We start from the raw sequence: 19,053 nt of genomic DNA, 5'->3' as shown, positions 1-19,053 counted from the left end.
GATGCGTTCGCCGGGACCGGGGGAGTGTGGCAGGCTCTCAGTGGAGTCATTCGTACGCGTGTTCCGGTTGCGTCCGTGGGGGTCGGTACCGGCGAGCAACCGGAGGAGCGGTCGTGGCCCTGCCCAGTGCCCTGCGCGGCAAGCCGGCCGTCCTGGCCGTGGCCGGGATCGTGGTCGCCGCGGGCGCCTTCGTCCTGCTGGGCCGTGACGACCGGGCCGACGGCGAGCAGCCCGCGCGGGTGCCGGTGTCGGTCGGCCTCCCCGGACGCACCCTGCCGCCGGACGTGGGCCGGGACCTGCTCGCCAGGGACCCGCAGGCCTCGCCGAACGCCCGCGCCGTCCAGCAGTTCCTCGCCGACCTGGAGAGCCAAGCCCGCACCGGGCAGAGCGGCGGGACGGTGATCGGCCAGCACGTCGAGGCGCACAACGAGCGCAACAACCCGGAGTACGGCGACTACCGGGGCACCAAGCAGGTCGGCTACTACTACAAGAAGGCCGCCGACATCACCGGCAAGCTGCCCGGCTTCCTGGAGACCGACCTCGGCCCCGGCTACGGCCAGAACGCCTGGGGTGCCGGCAACCCGCGTTCCTACTCGGCCGGCCGCTGGCCCACCTGCCGCACCGGCTGGCAGTACACCGACGACGCCGTGGACCTGATGACCGCCGTCTGGTCCGGCCACCCGCGCGCCGACGACGGCACCTACGGCAGCTCCGGCGTCCAGCAGAACTGCGACGGCAGCAGCACCGAACTGCCGGACAACGGCGGCGCCCCGGCCGGGATCGTCGGCATGTCCTTCCACCAGCCCTACCCCGGATCGGACGTCAAGTCCTTCGACCGGGTGCTCTGTTCGAACTCCCCGGCGGCCAAGGACCCGGGCTGGTTCGGCCGGGTCGTGGACGCCGCGCACGACACCCCCGAGTACCGGGCGCTGATCACCGACCTGTCGTACCTGGCCGACCACCTGGAGTACCTGGCCGCCCACGACGTGCCGGTGCTGCTGCGCCCGTACCACGAGATGAACGTCCAGGACTGCTCCCGCCGGTTCTGGTGGGCGGGCCAGAAGCCGGCCGACTACCAGGCGCTGTGGAAGATCACCTACAAGTACCTGGTGGAGACCCGGGGCCTGCACAACCTGCTGTTCGTCTGGACGCCGGTGTCCTGGGACGGTGCCCCGGGCGTCGACCCGTGGGACTACTACCCGGGCGCCCAGTACGTCGACGTGGTCGGGGTGGACGACTACAGCGGCAGCCCGGCGCACCCGATCGGCACCGGCGAGGTGTGGACCAAGCGCTACTACGACGGGCTCGCCGCCTACAACAAGCCGCGGATGCTGGCCGAGTCCTTCGCGGTGCCGGTCAACTCCCGCCAGCCGGACACCCTCCGGCGCACGCCCTGGACGATCTGGACGGTCTGGGGGCAGTCGCTCACCTCGGACAACCTGACCCCCGACCAGCCGCGCAACGCCGGTGCGGACGTTAACGCGACCTACCACAGCCCGCTGGCGATCACCGGCGGCTCCGGCTCGTTCGGCGGGAGCGTCGACTGGGGTGGGCTGCACGTCCGGTGAGATCCGCCGGGGTGGTCCAGGGCCGGCCGGGATCCGCCGGGATTCTTTGAACGGGTGGAATTCCGGGTCCGTTGCGCCGTATGGCATCCTGTGGCGGCGAAACCGAGGGGCTGGCGAACGGTCGGGAGAAGGCCCGAAGGGGCGGGGGTAGGGGATGACACAGACACGTCCGATGCGCGGGGCGGGTGGCCTGGCGGTCGGCTGGGGCGTGGTGCTGCTCGGCTGGGCGGCGTACAACTGCTTCGGCCAAGTCGGCTTCGGCACGTACTTCAAGGGGATCTTCTACTACGGCGGGTCCTCGGTGGACGCCGAGACCGGAAGCCTCAACTACGGCCTGCTGTACCTGCTTTCCGGTCTCCTGCTGCTGCGCGGGCGCGACTGGGCGCTCGGGGTGGCGGCCGGTGTGGCGCTGGTCGAGGGCTACAACCGGGTGCGCAGCCTGGCCGGCGCGCTGCTGGACAAGCCGCAGCGGGAGTGGTTCACCGGGACCACCGAGGGCGGGCTCAAGCTCGCGACCTTCGCGGTCGGCGTGGTCGTCACCGCGACGTTGATCCTGCTGCTGGCCCGCTCGAAGTGGCGGGAGCAGCAGGAGGGCGCGGGGGTGCCGGGAGGTGAGGCGCACTGGTCGATCATGCAGACCGTCCCGTCCGCGCCGACGCCCGTGGCGTACGCCCAGCCCCAGCCCCAGCCGGTCGCGCAGCCCCAGCCGCAGCCGCAGCAGTTCCAGCCGCAGCCGGGGTGGCCGCAGCAGCCGCCGGTCCAGCCCGTGTGGCAGCAACCGGTCGCGCCCCAGCAGCCCCAGCCCGGTGCCTGGCCGCCCGCGCAGCCTCAGCCGCAGCAGGTCCAGCCGCAGCACGTTCAGCCGCAGCAGGTCCAGGCCCAGCCGGTGCCGCCGCAGCCGGTTCCGTACGCCCAGCAGCCCAACCAGACGGCGCCGTCGTACCAGCCGACCGTCGCCCAGCAGCAGTGGCCCGCCGCCCCGCCCGCGCCCGGCCAGCCGGCCCCCGGCCCGGTGACCCCGGGACCGGTCGCGCCGGGACCGGTCGTGCCGCCGCCCGCCGACCGTCCGCCGCAGACCTGACCGACCCGCGAACGACCCGCGCCCCGCCAGGGGCCGGACCCACACCAGACGAGGAACGACTTTCACCATGACATCGACAGCCCCTGTGCGGACGGTGATCACCACGTCCCGCGAGGCCGCCCGGCTCGCCGAGCGACAGATGTCGTGGAAACCCCGGGTGCTGCCGTTCTACGTCGCCTTCCTGATCATCTTCGCCTTCTCGATCTGGTCGTACGTGCCCAACCCGACCCCGCTCGGCTGGGCGATCACCATCCTGTGGGGCATGCCGGTGTTCGGCGTGCTGATCGGCTTCCAGGGCGTACTGATGGTCCGTCGGCGGCTGCGCCAGGTGGACCGGATGACCCCGCCGGCGCCGGTCGAGGACGACTTCCTGATCGTGCTGGTGCCGACCATCGGCCGGCACGACACCTACCCGGCGCTGGAGCGCTCGGTGCTCTCGTACGTCGAGCACCTGCCGCCGTACTTCCCGTGGATGCGGGTGGACATCCTCACCGAGGAGGGCTGCGCGGCCGCGGAGAAGATCGACGAGCTGGCCGAGCGCCACCCGCTGATCCGGGTGGTGACCGTGCCGAAGGCGTACGAGACGGCCAACGGCACCAAGTTCAAGGCCCGCGCCAACCACTACTCGCACGAGCTGCGGATCGAGGAGGGCGAGGCCGAGGACGACGTCTGGGTGCTGCACATGGACGACGACACCGGCGTCGGGCCGGACACCGCCGCCGCGGTCGCCCAGTTCGTCAACCGGCAGCGCCGGGCCGGGGACGACGCCAAGCACATGGCGCAGGGCATCCTGACGTACCCGCGGGAGAACGCCGTCAACATGTTCACCTGGCTCGCCGACGCGATCCGCCCGGCCGACGACATCGCCCGCTTCCGCGCGATGACCGGCACCGGCACCCCGATCGCCGGCGTCCACGGCGAGCTGCTGATCGTGCGATCCTCGGTGGAGGCCACCATCGGCTGGGACTTCGGGCCGAAGACCATCGTCGAGGACGCCCAGATGGCGCTGAACTTCTGCCAGCGCTACCCGGGCCGCAGCGACTGGTTCAACGGGCGCTGCTACGGCGCCTCGCCGGCCGGGGTCAAGGACTTCCTCAAGCAGCGCGAGCGCTGGGCCTGGGGCCTGGTCGCGCTCTGCTTCAACAAGACGATCCCGCTGCGGTACCGCCTGTTCATCGGGATGGGCATGGTCAGCTGGGTGCTCGGCCCGCTGCAGCACGTCGGCCTGGTGCTGATGGTGGCCTGGTTCACCGGCACCTGGAACACCTCGCCGGTGACCCAGTCCGTGGTGCTGCTCTGGGCGATCAACTTCGCCTACGTCATCTGGACCTACTGGGAGGGGCTGCGGCTGAACGTGGTCTCCTCGGCCAACCACCGGCGCAAGTGGTGGGAGCCGATCGTCGTGGTGGCCTGCATCCCGGTGTTCTCCTTCCTGGAGGGCTGGGGCGGCCTGCGGGGACTGATCAAGTTCCTCAAGCGCGAGGAGAACAAGTTCGTCGTCATCGCCAAGCCGGCCTGATCGGAAGCCACGACTGTGAAGCGCCCCGCAATCTTCGTCCTGCCGACCCTGGTCCTCGGCATAACCGTCGTCGTCCCGATGGTCTGGGGTGACCACCCGATCAGGTTCGACCACCGGCGCCCCACCGAGGTGCACTGGGCCGGCGCCGCGCCCGATCAGGGCCGGGTCTGGGGCTTCGGCAAGGACGCGCCGCCCACCGCCGACACCGGCCCCAAGGTGGCCCGCCCGTGGACCAAGGGCAGCCCCGAGTGGGGCGTGCAGGTGTACTGGCTGGACGACCCGGCGGACCCGGACAACTTCGTCCAGGGCAAGGTCGACCGCATCGTCAAGTACGTGGTCGGGCTGAACGCCAACTCCCTGTCGGTGACGTTCCCGTACTACACCACGGGCACCAAGTCGAACGCCGTCGCCGCCCGGCCGACCTCGCCCAGCCCGGAGCGCCTCGCCCTGCTGCTGGACGCCGCCCACCGGGCGGGCCTGCGCACCACCGTGCGTCCGATCATGGACGAGGACGTGTTCGACTACGTCCACACCCTCAAGTGGCGCGGCAACATCGCGCCGACCGACCGGGACGCCTGGTTCGCCAGCTACACCGCCTTCCTGGACCCGTACCTGAAGACCGCCCAGGAGCACTCGGCGGCCGAGTTCACCATCGGCACCGAGTTCAACTCGCTGGAGGGCGACCCGCACTGGCAGGGCCTGATCGACCAGGCCCGGAAGACCTTCCACGGCGAGCTGCTGTACGACGCGAACTTCGACAACTGGTCCAAGGGCCCGATAGCGGTACCGGTCGACGGGACGGGTGCGGACGCCTACCCCCCGGCCAAGAACTCCGACGACGACGCGCCGATCGCCGACCTGAAGGCCAGCTGGAACGCCTGGCTCGACAAGCGCGGCAAGGGCCCGCAGCCGACCACCAAGCTCACCGAGGTGGGCATCCCGGCACAGAAGGGCGCGTACAAGACGCCCGGTGAGTACTACAAGAAGACAGAGCTGAACGAGGCCGTCCAGGCCACCTGGTTCACCGCGGTCTGCCAGGTGGCGCAGGAGCGCAAGCTGCGCGGGGTGTACTTCTGGTCGCTGTACTTCGGCATCGACCCGAACCTGCCGACCACCCCGGACACCCCGCGGATGGACTACGCCGGGCGCCCGGGCTCCGAGAAGGCGATCCGCGACTGCTTCGCGCAGACCTACGAGATCCCGCAGCAGTAGCGGGCCCAGTCCCAGCCCCGGCCCCGGCTACGACCGGGCCACGGCTACTGCCACGGTCCGGCTACGGCCGCGGTTACGGCTGGGCCTCGGCCGAGTGCTCGCCGGAGCCGGACGTCGCCCTGGCGGTCGCCGTCCTGGTCGGCTTGGCCGTCGGCCGGCCCGTCGGCTTGCCGGTCGCGGTGGGCGTCGGGGTGGCCGTGGGCGTTGCGGTGGCCGACGGCGTCGGGGTCGCGGTGGGCGTCGGCGTGGGTGCCGGGCCGGCCGGCTCCGGCTGGGCCCCGGACAGCGCGTCCGCGATCTGCTTCTCCAGCCACGGGGTGACGAACCGCATGCCGGCGGGGGTGAGGTGCACCCCGTCGTTGGCGGGGGTGACCCAGTGGCCGTCCTTGTCCTTCCACACGCAGGTGTCGTACGGGCAGTAGAAGGTGTCGAGGTCGACCAGCCGCACGGTGCCGCCGGCGGACTTCACGAAGTCGCCGATCTGCTGGTTGTAGCAGTTGCCCCAGGTCTTGTTGATGGCGCCGTTCTCGACGCGCTCGTTCATCAACAGCACCCGGGCGCCGGGCGCGCGGCGCTTGACCTGCTCCACGGCCTGGATGAGCTGGGTGCGGTACCGGCTGCGGTAGTCGTCGTCGCAGGGGTTGAGCCAGGTGCCGTCCAGGTACTGCTCGGCGGCGTCCCAGCCGAGGTGGAGCACGACGGCCTTCGGCGCGGCGGAGGCGAGGTGCTGGTCCCACTCGGCCGTCCGGTTCCGGCAGTCCGCGCTGGTGTCGAACTCGGTCTGGGAGGTGGTGCGCACCTTGTCCGGGTCGAACACGCCGCAGCCGCTGATGCCGCCGTCGACCACCCGGTAGCGGTCGCCGTGCCGGTACAGGCCGGTGGCCAGGTCCTGGGCGAAGGAGTCGCCGAGGACGAGGACCACGGGCTTGCTGTCCGGCCCGGACTTCATGTCGTGGGTGACCCAGGCCGGCAGGTACCAGGCACCGGTGGTGGCGACGGCGGTCGTGACGGCCAGCAGCGGGACGGTCGGGAAGGCCCGCCAGCGCAGCACCCGCAGCTTCTCGGTGCCGGTGTGCAGCAGCCAGGCCAGCACCCAGGACACCGGGCCGCCGATCAGCAGCAGCTTCTGCGGCGAGATGTCGTCGACGTAGTGCTGGAGCAGCCAGTACACCGGCAGGTGGAGCAGGTAGAGGCTGTACGAGATGGTGCCGGTGAGCCGTACCGGGGGCAGCGACAGCAGCCACACCAGGGGGCCGCGGTCGTAGCAGAGCGAGGCGGTCAGGACGGCGGCGAGCGCCGCGACCACGGCCAGTCCGCCCTGGTAGAGCAGGGGTTCGTGGTACGAGCTGACGGACAGGCTGGCCCAGACCAGGCCGCCGAGGGCCGCGGTGCCGACCAGGGTGGGCAGGGCGGCGCCGCCCGGCAGCCTCCGCCCGGCGCCGGAGCCGTCCGCTCCGTCGGCGGCCGCGCGGGCCCGGCGGCGCTGCCACAGGTAGACCCCGAAGGCGGCAGTGGCGCCGGCCGCGAAGCCGACCGCGCGGGTCTCGGTGCCGAGGTAGAGGCGGTCGCTGTTGTCGCCGTTCCACAGCAGCGGGGCGACGACGGCGGACGCGGCGAACAGGACGGCGGTGGCGATGCCGGTGGCGCGCAGCGAGCGGCGGCACAGGCCGAAGACCATGAGCAGCAGCACCGGCCAGACCGCGTAGAACTGCTCGGTGATGCTGAGCGACCACATGGCCGCGAGCGGGTCGATCGAGGCGAAGTGCTGCCAGTAGGCGTCGCCGCGGGACAGCTGGGCCCAGTTGGCGACCTGGGCGAGCGCCGCGAGTGCCTGCGGGCGCAGGTCCTTGACGTCGCGGAGCGGGCTGACCAGGGCGGACAGTCCGACGACCAGGATGATGGTGGCGAGCAGGCCGGGCAGCAGCCGCTTGGCGCGGCGGCGGTAGAAGACGCCGAGCCGGATGCCGTCGGTGCGGTCCAGCTCGCGGATCAGCACCAGGCTGACCAGGAAGCCGGAGAGTACGAAGAAGACGTCCACGCCGAACAGGCCGTTCTGGAACCAGTCGGTGTGGTAGAGCAGCACGGAGGCGATCGCGAGGCCGCGCAGCCCGTCGACCGCCTTGAAGCGGACCGAGGGCGGCAGAGGGCCGCGCGGCTTGGGGGGCGGCGCGGGGATCGCGTAGCGGCTGGTGGCCGGGGCCGCGAGGCCCCGGGATTCGCGCATGTCCTGGAGCGTGGGGCCGCTTCCGGGCGCGCCGAGGCCGGGCCCGTCGTCCATGTGGTGCGTCCCCCCGGGGTCGATCGACTGTCGCGACGTGTCCAAGACACATCTTGATCTGTGGTTTATATCAAAAGACGTCTGTTGATCGTCTGCCGGTCACCGGGCGGGGGGCGGCCGGTGACGTGCGACGGGGCGTCAGAACGCCATGGTGTAGACCATCAGGTTCATCCCCGGGTAGGGCGCCCAGTCGCGCTCCGGGGTGCGCAGGAAGCCGATGCGCTCGTAGACGCGGTGGGCGGCGGTCATCTCGGGGCGGGTGGAGAAGGCCATGCCGGCCAGGCCGAGTTCGCGGCTGCGCGCGATGCCGGCGCGCACCAGGGCCTCGCCGACGCCGCGGCCGCGGGAGGCGGCGGTGGTGGCGAGCATCCGGATCTCGCCCTCCCGGGGGGTGGCGATGTCGGCCCACTCGGTGCCGCCGACGGCGAAGGTCACGCAGCCGAGGACCCGTTCGTCGGCCGCGTCGACCGCGACCAGGAGTTCGGCCTCCCGGGAGCGGCGTTCGGCGTCCCGCAGCAGCTCGACGTAGGTGCTCGTGGGCTTGGTGTAGCCGTCGCCGACGAAGGCCTCGACGGTGATCCGGCCGGCGTCTTCGAGGTCGCGCGGGAGGGCCTGGCGGATGAGGAAGTCCATCGGGCCAGTGTGCCGGAGTCGTGCGGGGTACTGGTTCGGGGGGTTCTCAGGGGTTCCGGGGTGAGGGGTACCGGGAGGGTGCCGGGTTCCATGGGCTGCTTCGCCGACTCCTGCTGATCCCGGCCGGCCGGCCGTCAGTCGGTGTCGGCGGCCAGGTGGTCGACGGTGTTCCAGCGGTCCGGCCGCAGCCGCCCCTCCTGGGCCCGCCAGAGGCTGGTGGAGCAGTTGTGCACCGGTCCGAGCGCGATGAGCTGCTGCTCGGTGAGCCGGTCCAGCGCGTAGCGCAGCATCAGCACCGTGCAGTCGTGGGCGACCAGCAGGACGGGCCGTCCGGCCTCCTCCTCGCAGACGTCCCGCAGCAGGCTGCGCACCCGCAGCGCGACGTCGGCCCAGGACTCGCCGCCGGGCGGGCGGTAGTAGAGCTCGCCCATCTTGCGCCGCCGGGCCGCCTCCTCCGGGTACTTGGTCTCGATGGCGGCCTTCGGCAGCATCTCCAGGACGCCGAGCTCGCGGTCGCGCAGACGCTCGTCGTAGCGGACGGCCAGCGTCACGGGGACGGCGCCGAGCCCGGCGGCCTGGGCGAGCGCTATCCGGGCGGTCTCGGCGGTGCGCGCGTACGGCGAGCACCAGACGCTGCGCGGGCGGTCGGCGCTGGGCAGGGCGGCCCACCAGCGGCCGAGCGCCTGGGCCTGCTGCTGGCCGTGCAGCGACAGCGGGATGTCGGCGTCGCGGCAGCTGATCGGGACGCTGAGCGCGCCGACGGCCTCGGCGAGCTGGAACTCGACGTTGGCGGTGGACTCGCCGTGCCGGGTGGCGACCAGCACGGACGGCAGTCGGGTGGCCGGCGAGCCGTTCGCCCCGACCAGGGGCAGGGCGGACTGGTGCTGGGTGGACTTGTGCTGGCCGTTGAGGGTGGTGCCGAGTTCTGCCATGGCCGCGAGCTCCCCGTGGGTCGATCAGGTTCCGGCCGGTTGCCGGTCCGGTCTGGTGGTGCCCGGCGTGCACGCCTGTTCATGCATATGATCGCGCCGCCTTCTCCAGTGTTCACGGAGAAGGCGGTGCGATCACAGGGCGCGCACAGCGGCAATCAGTGCGCCGCTACGGGCTCCGGCGCGTTCTTCGGCTCTTCGTCGCCGGCCTCGGCGCTGTAGTCGGACGGCTTGGTCTCGTCCGGGCCGTCCGGCGCCTTGACCGCCCGCAGCACCAGGGTGAGCGCCACCGCCACGATCAGGTTGAGCGCGAAGGCGGTCAGGCCGATGTAGCCGATCTCGCCGATGCCGGGGATCTCGGCCGCGTTGCCGCCGAAGTGCTTGGTGGCCGGGCTGGCGATCCCGTACGCCTTCCAGGTGCCGTAGACCATGCCGGCCGCCCAGCCGGCGAACAGCGCCCAGTGGTGGAACCAGCGGGTGAACAGGCCGCCGACGATCGCCACGAAGGTCTGCAGGATCCACAGGCCGCCCAGCAGCTGGAGGTTGATCGCGGCCTGCTTGTCCATGCCGAGCACGAAGACCAGCGCGCCGACCTTGACCAGCAGCGAGACCAGCTTGGCGATGCGGGTCTCGTCGGCGGGGGTGGCGGCCGGCTTGAGCCACTCCTTGTAGACGTTGCGGGTGAACAGGTTGGCCGCCGCGATGGACATGATGGCGGCCGGCACCAGCGCGCCGATCCCGATCGCGGCGAAGGCCACGCCGGTGAACCAGTCCGGGAACATGTTCGCGAACAGCTGCGGCACCGACAGCTGGGAGTTGAAGCCCTTGACGCCGCTGCCGACGCCGGCCGCGACGGCCATGAAGCCGAGCAGCGCCAGCAGGCCGAGCATCAGCGAGTACGCGGGCATGATCGCCATGTTGCGGCGCACGGTGTTGCGGGACTTGGAGGCCAGCACGCCGGTCACGGAGTGGGGGTACATGAACAGCGCCATCGCCGAGCCGAGGCCGAGCGTCGCGTACGTCCACTGCTTGCCGCCCGGGACGGTCATCGAGCCGGTCTTGACCTGCTTGAAGTGCTCCGTGGCCACGTCGAAGATGTGCCCGTAGCCGCCGAGGCGGATCGGGATGTAGATCACCGCGACGATGATCACGATGTAGACCAGGGCGTCCTTGACGAAGGCGATCAGCGCCGGGGCGCGCAGGCCCGAGGAGTAGGTGTAGGCGGCCAGCACACCGAAGGCGATGAACAGCGGCAGGTCCTTGACGAACCAGTTGGCGTTCTCCCCGCCGCCGACGCCGAGCACGTCCAGCACCGCCTGGATGCCGACCAGCTGCAGGGCGATGTACGGCATGGTGGCCAGGATGCCGGTCAGCGCGACGACCAGGGACAGCGGCCGCGAGCCGTACCGGCCGCGGACGAAGTCGGCCGGGGTCACGTAGCCGTGCACCCGGGAGACCGACCAGAGCCGGGGCAGGAACAGGAAGACCAGCGGGTAGGCGATGATCGTGTACGGCACCGCGAAGAAGCCCGCCGCGCCGGTCGCGTACACCGCCGCCGGGACGGCCACGAAGGTGTACGCGGTGTAGAGGTCGCCGCCGAGCAGGAACCAGGTCACCCAGGTCCCGAAGCTGCGACCGCCCAGGCCCCACTCGTCCAGGTGGGCCGCGTTGTCCGCGCGGCGCCAGCGCGAGGCGAGGAAGCCCATCACGGTGACCAGGGCGAAGAAGAGGACGAAGACCACGAGGGCCGGCACGTTGACGTCCTTCATCGCGCACCGCCCGTCCGGGCCGCCTTGCGGGCCTTCTCGTCCCGGTTGATCAGCAGGTAGGCGGCGACGGTGAAGACCGCCGACACCGGCACCCAGAGCAGCTGGTACCAGTAGAAGAAGGGCATCCCGGCCACCGCCGGGGCGGTCTTGTCGTACGAGGACACCCAGAGCATCGCGACGATCGGCACGAGCAGGGCGAGCCCGGCCAGCACCCGCTCGGGGGTCACCGCCGGGACGGGCGTTCCGGCGGGCTCGGGCACCACATCGGCGATGCGATCGGGATCAGGGGCTTCGGTGGGTGCTTGGTCAGACGGCATCTTCGGCTCCGCTCCGGAGGGTTATCCCCGTCGGCGCCGCAGCCCCTGGAGACACCGCGCACCCCCGTGAGCCCGCCGAGCAGCACCATCGGTGATCAGCAGTCAGTACGGCTGCGCAATCTAGAGCATGGGGTGATCCATGTCACCGGAAATGACGGAACTTCCCACCAGCCGGACGCAGTCGACCGAAGTCCGTCGCCGCCGTGGCGCGAACGGGCACCGGCGCGCGGGTCGCGTGCGCCGGTGCCCGTGGTGCGAAGGGGGCCCGAAAGAGGGAGTGCGATCGCTCCCGGAGGTGTACCCCGGAGGAGTGCTCCCGAGGAGTGCCCGGAGGTGTACCCCGGTCGGTTACTCCGGGCGCTTCAGCCGGGTGATGAACTTGTAGCGGTCGCCGCGGTAGATCGAGCGGACCCACTCGACCGGGTTGCCCTCGGCGTCGAAGGAGTGCCGGGACAGCTGGAGCATCGGCAGGCCGAGGTCGGAGCCGAGCAGTCCGGCCTCGCGCGGGTTGGCCAGGGTGGTCTCGATGGTCTCCTCGGCCTCGGCCACGGTGACCCCGTACACCTCGCGCAGCGCCGCGTACAGCGAGCTGTGCTTGGCCAGGTTGCGCCGCAGGGCGGGGAAGCGCTTGGCGGACAGATGGGCGACCTCGATGGCCATCGGGTCGCCGTTGGCCAGCCGCAGCCGCTCGATCCGCAGCACCCGGCCGCCGGGCTTGATGTCCAGCAGCGGGGCGAGCCGGTCGTCGGCGGTGATGTAGCCGATCTCGATCAGCCGGGAGGTGGGCTCCAGGCCCTGGGCGCGCATGTCCTCGGTGTAGGAGGTCAGTTGCAGGGCCTGGGCGACCTTGGGCTTGGCCACGAAGGTGCCCTTGCCCTGGATGCGCTCCAGCCGGCCCTCGACCACCAGCTCCTGCAGGGCCTGGCGCACGGTGGTGCGCGAGGTGTCGAACTGGGCGGCGAGCGCCCGCTCGGGCGGGACCGGGGTGCCGGCGGGCTGGGTCTCGGTCAGCTGGAGGAGGTGGCGCTTGAGGCCGTAGTACTTGGGGACGCGCGCGGTCGGGTCGGCGCCGGCCTGCGTCGGGACGTTCTTCACCTCGGGGTCGTCGGCCTGGGCGGTGGTTCCCCCGTCGCTGCTCATCGGACCTGTTCTCCCGCTTCTCGCGGGGCCCTTTACAGCCCCGCCACATCGTTAACGGGTCACATCGTTGCATGTATGGCTGCGCAACGAATACCTCATCACGCGATGAACGATGTGCGGTGTCGGCTTGATAACGGGTGGTCGAGATCGGTCGAGCAGCCGTTGACAGGCCCATTGGTCTAGGCCAAGCTCCAGGCATCTGGTCTACACCACTAGGCCGGCAACGATGAATCCCCCACCCGTTCGCAGGGGTCCGCGGCACCTGTTCTCCCGCTTCGCGTGGGTCTGCCGCTGCCGCCCGACGGGGGCAACCCAGGCATCCCTCAGGAGGATGGCGTGAAGCGTCAGCTCATCGCGGCGGTCGGCGTCGCAGCAATGGTCGTCGGTCTGGCGGCTTGCGGCTCGGGCGGCGAGAAGGACGGTGACTCGAAGTCGTCCTCCGCCTCGGCCGCCGACAAGTACAAGGGCAAGACGCTCAAGGTGTGGATCATGACCGGCTCCGCCCCCAAGGGCTGGACCGATTCGGTCAAGACCGAGTTCGAGACCACCTACCCGGGTTCGAAGGTCGACTTCCAGGCCCAGGAGTGGACCGACATCGGCCCGAAGATCACCGCCGCGCTGTCCGAGGGTTCGGCCGACGTCCTGGAGCTGGGCAACACCCAGACCGCCGGCTACGCCGCCTCGGGCGGTCTGCTGGACATCACCAAGGACAAGTCCGCGCTGGGCGGCGACGCCTGGGCCGCCAACCAGAACGAAGCGGCGATGCTGGACGGCAAGCAGTACGCCGCCCCGTGGTGGGTCTCCAACCGCGTGGTCGCCTACAACAAGGACCTGTGGGCCAAGGCCGGCCTGACCGACGCGCCGAAGACCCTGGACGAGTTCTACGCCGACCTGGACAAGCTGAAGGCCACCCCGGGCGTCACCGACCCGATCTACCTGCCGGGCCAGGAGTGGTACACCTACTTCGGTCTGCTCACCGGCGAGGGCGGCAAGATCGCCAAGAAGGACGGCGACAAGTGGGTCGGCGGCCTGTCCTCGCCCGAGGCGCAGAGGGCCTTCGAGACCTACAAGAAGCTGCAGGGCTACTCCGTGACCGGTCCGAAGGACAAGGACGAGGCCACCCCGCAGCAGAAGGACGTCTTCGGCAAGGGTGACATCGGCACCATGATCGCCCTCGGCTGGGAGCTCCCGGACGAGAAGACCATGGCCAAGGACAAGATCGGCTTCTTCCCGATCCCGGGCAAGACCGCCGACAAGCCCGCCGGCGTCTTCATCGGTGGCTCGAACCTCGCGATCGCCTCGCAGAGCAAGAACACCGAGATGGCGAAGGACTTCCTGAAGATCGCCCTCAACGACAAGAACGAGGGCATGGTCGCCGCGGCCGGGAACATCCCGAACAAGCCGGCGCTGAACAGCCGGCTCAGCGGTGACTTCGCGAAGGCCGCCCAGGCGGCCACCGCGGTCGGCGGGATCACCCCGAACACCCCGAGCTGGGCCAGCGTCGAGAACAAGCCGAACCCGATCAAGGACTTCCTGACCGCTGTCCTGCAGGGTGGCGACTACGCGGCCACCGCCAAGAAGTACGACGACGAGATCGCCAAGCGGCTCAACGAGAAGCAGTAGTGCATGAGCGGCGTCGCTCACCGGCTCCCGGCGGGGGAGCGGTGGGCGGCGCCTGTCCGTCGTGGCCGGGTTGTGAGGAAGTGAGAGCGATGGCTGTGCATTCGGAGCGGGTGCAGACGCAGTCCCCGGAGTCAGGGGAGGCTGCTGTGGCCGGTATCGACACCAGCGCCGCCGGCGGGGCCGAGGGCACCACGCCGAAGCGCACCGGATCCGCGGGCGGACCGGGCCTCGGCTCCCGCCTCGCCCCGTACCTGCTGCTGCTGCCGGCCACCGTGGCGACCGTCGCCCTGCTGGGCTGGCCGCTGCTGAAGACCGTCCTGCTGTCGTTCCAGAACCTCAACCGGCGCCAGCTGGTCATGCATCTGACCGAGTGGACCGGCTTCGACAACTACAAGGAACAGCTGACCGACCCGGAGTTCTGGGCGGTCACCGGGCGCACCGTCGCCTTCACCCTGGTCAACGTGGTGCTGATCATGGTCGGCGGCACCCTGATCGGCCTGCTGCTCGACCACCTCGGCAAGCGGATGCGGCTGGCGCTGTCGATCGCGCTGCTGATGGCCTGGGCCATGCCGGTGGTCGCCGCGACCACCGTCTACACCTGGCTGTTCGACGAGCAGTGGGGCGTCGTCAACTGGGTCCTGGACCAGCTGGGTTGGCACTCGATGGCGCACTACAACTGGATGAGCGACGAGTACTCGACGTTCTTCGTCGTCATCCTCCTGATCGTCTGGATGTCGATCCCGTTCGTGGCGTTCAACATGTACGCCGGGCTGACCACCATCCCGAAGGAGCTCTACGAGGCCGCCCGGATGGACGGCGCCGGCTCCCTGAAGATCTTCAGCTCGGTGATCTTCCCCAACCTGAAGCCGTTCTTCCTGGCCACGACCTTCCTCGAGGTCATCTGGGTCTTCAAGTCCTTCACCCAGGTCTACGCGATCAACGGCGGCGGCCCGGAGAAGCTCACCCGGACCCTGCCCGTGCACGCCTTCCTGGAGGGCTCGGGCAGCCAGCACTACGGCGTCGGCGCCGCGATCGCGGTGCTCACCATCCTGATGCTGGGCGTGCTGATGGCCTACTACTTCCGCATCATGATCAAGCAGGAGGACGAGCTGTGAGGCGCTCTCTCTTCGGACGTACCTGGCCGAACGTGATCGCGGTCGTCCTCATCGTCTTCTTCGTCTTCCCCGTCTACTGGATGATCGCGACCGCGTTCAAGCAGGACCGCGACATCATCAGCAAGACGCCGGTCTTCATCCCCTTCGACGGGACCTTCCACCACTTCACCACGGCGGTCGACGCGCCCGACTTCTGGACGTACGTGGTCAACAGCGTCACCGTCACGGTCGGCGCGGTGCTGATCTCGCTGGCGATCGCGACCCTGGCGTCCTTCGCGATCGCCCGGATGAGGTTCCGCGGCCGCAAGACCTTCGTGCTGGTCATCATGACGGCGCAGATGGCGCCCTGGGAGGTCATGACCATCGGCGTCTACATGATCTCCCGCGACAACGACCTGCTGAACAGCCTGGTGCCGCTGACGTTCTTCTACATGATGATGATCCTGCCCTTCACCATCTGGACGCTGCGCGGCTTCATCGCCGCGGTGCCGAAGGAACTGGAGGAGTCGGCCATGGTGGACGGCTGCACCCGCAGTCAGGCCTTCGTGAAGGTGATCTTCCCGCTGCTGGCCCCGGGCCTGATGTCGACCTCGCTGTTCGGCTTCATCACGGCGTGGAACGAGTTCCCGCTGGTCCTGTGGCTGAACAAGGAGGACGGCAAGACCCTCCCGCTGTGGCTGTCCTCCTTCAAGACCGCCTTCGGCAACGACTGGGGTGCCACCATGGCGGCCTCCACGATGTTCGCCATCCCCGTGCTGATCCTGTTCATCTTCCTGCAGCGCAAGGCGGTCGGCGGTCTGACCGACGGCGCCGTGAAGGGCTGAGCCAACGTGAGCATCCTCGTTCCCACCGCCCCGGACAGCGACCAGCTGCACCGCGACGCCCTGGCCGTCCTGCAGCCCGGCTTCGTCGGCACCGAGCCGCCGGCCTGGCTGAGCCGCCACCTGGCCGCCGGGCTCGGCTCGGTCGCCCTGTTCGACCGCAACGTGGTCGACCTCGACCAGCTCTCCGAGCTCACCCGGGCACTGCGCTCGGAGAACCCCGACCTCCTGATCGCCATCGACGAGGAGAGCGGCGACGTCACCCGGCTGGAGGCGGGCTCCGGCTCGTCCTGGCCCGGCAACCTGGCGCTCGGCGCGATCGACGACCCGGCGCTGACCCGGGACGTCGCCCGCGAGCTGGGCCGGGCGCTGGCCGCAGCCGGTGTCAACTACAACTGGGCGCCCACCGCGGACGTCAACTCCAACCCGCGCAACCCGGTCATCGGCGTCCGCTCCTTCGGCGCCGACCCGGAGCTGTGCGCCCGGCACACCGCCGCCTGGGTCGAGGGCCTGCAGTCGGCGGGCGTGGCCGCCTGCTCCAAGCACTTCCCCGGCCACGGCGACACCGCGGTGGACTCGCACCACGGCCTGCCGGTCATCGACGTCGACCTGGACGTCCTGCGCGCCCGCGACCTGGTGCCGTTCCAGGCCGCGATCGCGGCCGGTACCAAGGCCGTGATGACCGCCCACATCATGATCCCGGCGCTGGACCCGAAGCTGCCGGCCACGCTGAGCCCGACGGTGTTGCGCGACCTGCTGCGCGCCGCCCCGGCCGACGGCGGCCTCGGCTACCAGGGCCTGATCGTCAGCGACGCGATCGAGATGGGCGCCATCGCCGACACCTTCGGCATGGGCGAGGGCACCGTGCTGGCGCTGGCGGCCGGTGCGGACGCGATCTGCGTCGGCGGCGGGCTGGCCGACGAGGAGACCGTGCTGATGCTGCGCGACGCCATCGTGGCGGGCGTGCGCTCCGGCGGGCTCGCCGAGGAGCGGCTGGCGGACGCCGCCGACCGGGTTCGGGCGCTGGGCAGTTGGGGCCGGATCTCGGCCCAGGGCGAGCGGCCGGAGCCGGACCTCGCGGTCGGCCTGCGGGCCGCCCGCCGGGCGCTGAGGGTGGTCCGGGCACCGGGCCGCGAGGCGCTGCCGGTGAGCGAGCGCCCGTACGTGGCCTCGTTCTCGGACGAGCCGAACATCGCGGTCGGCGACGTCACCCCGTGGGGCGTGGCCGGCATGCTGGCCGACCGCTTCCCCGGTACCCGCACCCGGGAGGTGTCGGCCGCCGAGGCCGCCCCGGAGCTGTTGGACGCCCTGGTCGCCGAGCTGGTGGCCGGCGCCGAGGGCCGCCGCCTGGTGCTGGTGGTCCGCGACGCGCACCGGTACGCGTGGATGTCCGCCGCGCTGACCCGCCTGGTGGCGGCCCGGCCGGACGCCGCGGTGGTGGAGATGGGGCTGCCCCAGTCCGAGCCGGTCGGCGCGCTCCACATCGCCACCCACGGCGCCGCCCGGGTCTGCGGGCTGGCGGCCGTGGAGGTGCTCACCGGGCAGCCGGGAGCGATCGGCTGAAACGGTCGACGAGACGTCACCGGCCCGGTCCGGGAGGCGGCCACCGACTGGGTCCGGATGTTCATCGGCACCAAGTTCGAACAGGCGCCGGCCGACGAGGACGTCCTGCCGAACAACCTCAACCAGCGCCCGCGCCCGCGCGCCACCGCCCGCCGCCGGGAGGGGCGTGCGGGCGGTTCGGTTCGGGGGTGCCCGGCGGTGGGCGCCCTCGTAGGATTGCGCCAGGAATCCAGGAAAACCGCAGCGAGTGTGCGGACTCGCCGCCGTAGAGGTCCCCGTCGGGCAGCCGTCCGGGCGGGGTGGACCCATCTCATCGGAGGCAGATCCAGATGTCCGACCCGCAGACCGATCCCGTTCCCGGCCGGATCATGGCGGCGGAGATGGCCGAGCAGCCGGCCGTCCTCCAGCGCATCCTCGACGAGGGCGCCCCGAAGATCCGCGAGATCGCGGCCGAGATCGCCGCCCGCAGCCCCCGCTTCGTCCTGCTGACCGCGCGCGGCACGTCCGACAACGCCGCGCTCTACGCCAAGTACCTGATCGAGATCCTGCTCGGCAAGCCGGCCGGCCTGACCTCGATGTCCACCACCACCGCGTACGGTGCCAAGCCGGACCTCACCGACGTCCTGGTCGTCACCGTCAGCCAGTCCGGCGGCTCGCCCGACCTGGTGGCCTCCACCAAGGCCGCCCGCGAGGCCGGGGCGATCACCCTCGCCGTCACCAACAACCCCGACTCCCCGCTGGCCGAGGTCTCCGAGTTCCACATCGACGTGCTGGCCGGACCGGAGAAGGCGCTGCCGGCCACCAAGACCTACACCGCCGAGCTGCTGGCGCTCTACCTGCTGGTCGAGGGCCTGCGCGGCGGGGACGGCTCGGCAGCCAGGGAGCTGCCGGCCCTGGCCGCCGGCGTGCTGGCCCGCCAGTCCGAGGTGAAGACGCTGGCCGAGCGCTACCGCTTCGCCCAGCGCCTGGTCATCACCTCGCGCGGGTACGGCTACCCGACCGCCCGCGAGGCGGCGCTCAAGCTGATGGAGACCACGTACATCCCGGCCACCCCGTTCTCCGGCGCCGACCTGCTGCACGGCCCGCTGGCCATGGTGGACAACGTCTCGCCGGTGATCGCTATCGTCCCGGACGGCAGGGGCGGCGAGGCACTGCAGCCGGTGCTGGACCGCCTGCGCGGGCGCGGCGCGGACCTCGTGGTGATCGGCCAGCAGGCCCAGGTGGACGCCGCCTCGGCGGGATTCGGGCTGCCGGCCGGCGTGCCCGAAGAGGTCCAGCCGATCCTGGAGATCCTGCCGCTGCAGCAGCTGGCCTACGAGGTCACCATCGCCCGCGGCCAGGACCCGGACGCCCCGCGCGCCCTGGCCAAGGTCACCGAGACCCGCTGAGGGGGGTGACTCGCCCGCTCGAACCGGCCCCCTGTCCACAGCCTGTGGACAGGGGGCCCGGGCGACCCGCGGGCCACGGTGTCGGTGCGGAGCCCGG

Annotated in this window: 15 protein-coding genes; 9 read left to right on the top strand and 6 right to left on the bottom strand. The window is 71.0% G+C overall.

Annotated features, from left to right (window positions below; genetic code table 11):
- The first annotated feature begins 113 nt into the window (after positions 1-113).
- The 4 genes from ABZW30_RS19875 (at position 114) to ABZW30_RS19860 (ending at position 5,380) form a co-directional block, all read left to right on the top strand.
- The gene (locus tag ABZW30_RS19875) at positions 114-1,568 is read left to right on the top strand and encodes a glycosyl hydrolase (protein ID WP_355672440.1); all 1,455 of its coding nucleotides are present in this window, start codon (positions 114-116) and stop codon (positions 1,566-1,568) included.
- Positions 1,569-1,722: 154 nt separating this feature from the next.
- The gene (locus ABZW30_RS19870; RefSeq protein ID WP_355672439.1) at positions 1,723-2,649 is read left to right on the top strand and encodes a hypothetical protein; all 927 of its coding nucleotides are present in this window, start codon (positions 1,723-1,725) and stop codon (positions 2,647-2,649) included.
- A gap of 67 nt (positions 2,650-2,716) precedes the next feature.
- Positions 2,717-4,168, top strand: a complete 1,452-nt coding sequence (locus ABZW30_RS19865; RefSeq protein ID WP_355672438.1) for a glycosyltransferase family 2 protein — start codon at positions 2,717-2,719, stop codon at positions 4,166-4,168.
- 15 nt (positions 4,169-4,183) lie between these two features.
- Positions 4,184-5,380, top strand: a complete 1,197-nt coding sequence (locus ABZW30_RS19860; protein WP_355672437.1) for a hypothetical protein — start codon at positions 4,184-4,186, stop codon at positions 5,378-5,380.
- Between the two features lie 73 nt (positions 5,381-5,453).
- Here ABZW30_RS19860 and ABZW30_RS19855 read toward each other — a convergent pair whose 3' ends face one another.
- The 6 genes from ABZW30_RS19855 to ABZW30_RS19830 form a co-directional block, all read right to left on the bottom strand.
- Positions 5,454-7,658: an acyltransferase family protein gene (locus ABZW30_RS19855; protein WP_355672436.1), complete on the bottom strand. Its 2,205-nt coding sequence runs from the start codon at positions 7,656-7,658 to the stop codon at positions 5,454-5,456.
- 138 nt (positions 7,659-7,796) lie between these two features.
- Positions 7,797-8,291, bottom strand: a complete 495-nt coding sequence (locus tag ABZW30_RS19850) for an N-acetyltransferase (protein WP_355672435.1) — start codon at positions 8,289-8,291, stop codon at positions 7,797-7,799.
- 134 nt (positions 8,292-8,425) lie between these two features.
- Positions 8,426-9,223, bottom strand: a complete 798-nt coding sequence (locus tag ABZW30_RS19845) for a histidine phosphatase family protein (protein WP_355672434.1) — start codon at positions 9,221-9,223, stop codon at positions 8,426-8,428.
- 155 nt (positions 9,224-9,378) lie between these two features.
- A complete protein-coding gene (gene mctP, locus ABZW30_RS19840) occupies positions 9,379-10,989 on the bottom strand; it encodes a monocarboxylate uptake permease MctP (RefSeq protein ID WP_355672433.1) in 1,611 nt (536 codons plus the stop codon).
- The gene (locus tag ABZW30_RS19835) at positions 10,986-11,306 is read right to left on the bottom strand and encodes a DUF3311 domain-containing protein (protein ID WP_355672432.1); all 321 of its coding nucleotides are present in this window, start codon (positions 11,304-11,306) and stop codon (positions 10,986-10,988) included. The genes mctP and ABZW30_RS19835 overlap by 4 nt, the downstream gene beginning before the upstream one ends.
- Before the next feature lie 348 nt (positions 11,307-11,654).
- Positions 11,655-12,446 carry a GntR family transcriptional regulator gene (locus ABZW30_RS19830; protein WP_355672431.1) on the bottom strand — a complete coding sequence of 264 codons (792 nt, stop codon included), beginning with the start codon at positions 12,444-12,446 and terminating at the stop codon, positions 11,655-11,657.
- Between the two features lie 336 nt (positions 12,447-12,782).
- Here ABZW30_RS19830 and ABZW30_RS19825 point away from each other — a divergent pair, with 336 nt between their 5' ends.
- From ABZW30_RS19825 to ABZW30_RS19805, 5 genes are all read left to right on the top strand, one after another.
- Positions 12,783-14,069, top strand: coding sequence for an extracellular solute-binding protein (locus tag ABZW30_RS19825; RefSeq protein WP_355672430.1), 1,287 nt, complete (start codon positions 12,783-12,785; stop codon positions 14,067-14,069).
- A gap of 89 nt (positions 14,070-14,158) precedes the next feature.
- Entirely contained in the window at positions 14,159-15,184 is a 1,026-nt protein-coding gene (locus ABZW30_RS19820) for a sugar ABC transporter permease (protein ID WP_355672429.1), read from the top strand.
- On the top strand, positions 15,181-16,008 hold the full coding sequence (locus ABZW30_RS19815) for a carbohydrate ABC transporter permease (protein WP_355672428.1): 828 nt from the start codon (positions 15,181-15,183) through the stop codon (positions 16,006-16,008). Before ABZW30_RS19820 ends, ABZW30_RS19815 begins: the two co-directional genes overlap by 4 nt.
- Positions 16,009-16,014: 6 nt before the next feature.
- Positions 16,015-17,568 carry a glycoside hydrolase family 3 protein gene (locus ABZW30_RS19810; protein WP_355672427.1) on the top strand — a complete coding sequence of 518 codons (1,554 nt, stop codon included), beginning with the start codon at positions 16,015-16,017 and terminating at the stop codon, positions 17,566-17,568.
- A gap of 329 nt (positions 17,569-17,897) precedes the next feature.
- Positions 17,898-18,956 carry an SIS domain-containing protein gene (locus tag ABZW30_RS19805; RefSeq protein WP_355672426.1) on the top strand — a complete coding sequence of 353 codons (1,059 nt, stop codon included), beginning with the start codon at positions 17,898-17,900 and terminating at the stop codon, positions 18,954-18,956.
- Positions 18,957-19,053: the final 97 nt, after the last annotated feature.

The sequence above is a fragment of the Kitasatospora sp. NPDC004669 genome (assembly GCF_040609455.1).
GTDB lineage: Bacteria > Actinomycetota > Actinomycetes > Streptomycetales > Streptomycetaceae > Kitasatospora.
This window is presented reverse-complemented; position numbering and strand designations above follow the sequence as displayed.